This window comes from Streptomyces sp. FH025 (genome assembly GCF_017427025.1).
GTDB lineage: Bacteria > Actinomycetota > Actinomycetes > Streptomycetales > Streptomycetaceae > Kitasatospora.
The window spans coordinates 1-2,275 of sequence record NZ_JAFLNG010000961.1 but is presented as its reverse complement, the minus strand read 5'-3'; the positions used below and the strand labels follow the sequence as shown (position 1 = coordinate 2,275).

At 69.3% G+C, this 2,275-nt stretch carries 4 protein-coding genes; 2 read left to right on the top strand and 2 right to left on the bottom strand.

Annotated features, from left to right (window positions below; translation table 11 throughout):
- Positions 1–36: 36 nt before the first annotated feature.
- Both J0670_RS36145 and J0670_RS36140 read left to right on the top strand, forming a co-directional pair.
- Entirely contained in the window at positions 37–198 is a 162-nt protein-coding gene (locus tag J0670_RS36145; RefSeq protein WP_207816949.1) for a type II toxin-antitoxin system prevent-host-death family antitoxin, read from the top strand.
- Positions 137–454, top strand: a complete 318-nt coding sequence (locus J0670_RS36140; protein ID WP_207816947.1) for a type II toxin-antitoxin system RelE/ParE family toxin — start codon at positions 137–139, stop codon at positions 452–454. Before J0670_RS36145 ends, J0670_RS36140 begins: the two co-directional genes overlap by 62 nt.
- 64 nt (positions 455–518) lie before the next feature.
- Here the strand turns inward: J0670_RS36140 and ychF are convergent, their stop codons facing one another.
- Together ychF and J0670_RS36130 are read right to left on the bottom strand one after the other, a co-directional pair.
- A complete protein-coding gene (ychF, locus tag J0670_RS36135; RefSeq protein WP_207816946.1) occupies positions 519–1,592 on the bottom strand; it encodes a redox-regulated ATPase YchF in 1,074 nt (357 codons plus the stop codon).
- A gap of 84 nt (positions 1,593–1,676) precedes the next feature.
- Entirely contained in the window at positions 1,677–2,069 is a 393-nt protein-coding gene (locus J0670_RS36130; RefSeq protein WP_207816944.1) for a glyoxalase, read from the bottom strand.
- Positions 2,070–2,275 lie beyond the last annotated feature (206 nt).

The window sequence follows — 2,275 nt, the reverse complement described above, 5'->3', positions numbered from 1 at the left end:
TTGCGCACACCCGCGACACTCGGCACGCTTGAACGCATGACACAGCCGCTGCCCATGGAGTCCGTCGAGGTGCTGCGGAAGCACCAGGAGCGAGAAGAGCGCGGGATCAACCGGATCATCGACGAGCGCATGGCGGATCCGGCACCGGGCGTCCCCATCGAGGAGATCATGGGGGAGACACTGGCGCGCGGAGAGTGAGTACCGCACCGTCTTCCGAGCCGAGGCCCAGGCCGAACTCCTCAAGATCCCCCGTGATACGGCCCTGCGCATCCTCGCCAAGCTCACCGAGCTGGAGCGCGACCCCCTGGGGTTCAACACCACGGCACTCGTGTCCCAGCCCGACCGCCGCCGCCTACGGGTGGGCGACTACCGCGTGATCTACACGATCGACGACGGCCACCTGATCGTGTGGGTCGTCCACGTCGCACACCGCTCCACCGTCTACGACACCTGAGCGGAACGCCGAGGGGCCGGACTCGTGGGAGTCCGGCCCCTCGCAGGGGAGTTGCGCCGTCCGGTCAGACGTTGAAGCGGAACTCGACGACGTCGCCGTCCTGCATGACGTATTCCTTGCCCTCGATGCGGGCCTTGCCCTTGGCGCGAGCGTCGGCGATGGAGCCGGTCTCGACCAGGTCGGCGAAGGAGATCACCTCGGCCTTGATGAAGCCCTTCTGGAAGTCGGTGTGGATGACTCCGGCGGCCTCGGGGGCGGTGGCGCCCTTCTTGATGGTCCAGGCGCGGGCCTCCTTGGGGCCTGCCGTGAGGTAGGTCTGGAGGCCGAGGGTGTCGAAGCCGACGCGGGCCAGGGTGGCGAGGCCGGGCTCCTCCTGGCCCATGGACTGGAGGAGTTCGAGGGCCTCGTCGTCGTCCAGCTCGATCAGCTCGGACTCGATCTTGGCGTTGAGGAAGATCGCCTCGGCCGGGGCGACCAGCTCGCGCTGGGCGTTCTTGAAGTCCTCGTCGGCCAGCTCGGCCTCGTCCACGTTGAAGACGTAGAGGAAGGGCTTGGCGGTCAGCAGGTGCAGGTCGCGGATCGGGGCGGTGTCGAAGCCGGCCTCGAAGAGGGTCTTGCCGGTCTCCAGGATCGCCTGGGCGGCCTCGGCGGCGGCCAGCACGGGGGCGGTGTCCTTCTTCAGGCGCGCCTCCTTCTGGAGCCGCGGCAGGACCTTCTCGATGGTCTGGAGGTCGGCCAGGATCAGCTCGGTGTGGATGGTCTCGATGTCGTCCTTGGGCGACACCTTGCCGTCCACGTGCACCACGTCCGGGTCGGTGAAGGCGCGCACGACCTGGCAGATCGCGTCCGACTCGCGGATGTTGGCGAGGAACTTGTTGCCCAGGCCCTCGCCCTCGCTGGCGCCGCGCACGATGCCGGCGATGTCGACGAAGTCGACGGTGGCCGGGAGGATGCGCTGGGAGCCGAAGATCTCGGCGAGCTTCGCCAGCCGCACGTCGGGGACGCCGACGACGCCGACGTTCGGCTCGATGGTGGCGAACGGGTAGTTGGCCGCCAGCACGTCGTTCTTGGTCAGGGCGTTGAACAGGGTCGACTTGCCGACGTTCGGCAGGCCGACGATTCCGATCGTGAGCGACATGAAGCGCAGTCCCGTGGGCTTGGAGGAGTTGGGTCGGCACCGTACGGGCCGACCCCCAAGTCTACGGGCAGCGCCTCGGGTGGCTCACGCCTCGGTCGCCGCCGGGCCCGGCTCCAGGAACTCCAGCCGGTTGCCCAGGTTGTCGGCGCTGTGGAAGCGGCGGCGCCCGGGCACGTCGCCGTCCCAGCGAACCTCGTGGCCGTGGGCGGCGAGCCGCTCGGCGAGGGCGTCCAGCGAGCGCACCTGGATGCCCGGGTGCCCCTTGCGGGCCGGGCGGAAGTCCGGGGTGACACCGAGGTGCACCTCGACCCCGCCGCCCCGGAACCAGCAGCCGCCGCGGGCGGCCAGCACCGGCGGCTTCGCCAGCTCGGTCATGCCGAGGACGCCGGACCAGAAGGCGCGGCACTCGTCCTCGGCCCCGGCCGGGATGTCCAGCTGGACGTGGTCGAGGCGTTCGAAGGCGAATTCGTCGGTCATGTCCAGCCCCCGCACTGTCATCCGATGATCATGGCGCGCGGCCCGGCCGCGCAGGTCAGCCCCCGTGGGTGACCACCACAGGACTACTCCATCCCGAGACACGGGACAAGACCTGAACGGTCCATTACACAGTGTGGCGATGATCGGACCGTACGTTGGGCGGGTGGAGCAGAGCATCCGTACCCAGCCGCCAGGGCCCAGACGCC

Coding starts and splice junctions, on each gene's coding strand:
- ychF (WP_207816946.1), bottom strand. CDS start 1,592: ATGTCGCTCACGATCGGAATCGTCGGCCTGCCGAACGTCGGCAAGTCG.
- J0670_RS36130 (WP_207816944.1), bottom strand. CDS start 2,069: ATGACCGACGAATTCGCCTTCGAACGCCTCGACCACGTCCAGCTGGAC.
- J0670_RS36145 (WP_207816949.1), top strand. CDS start 37: ATGACACAGCCGCTGCCCATGGAGTCCGTCGAGGTGCTGCGGAAGCAC.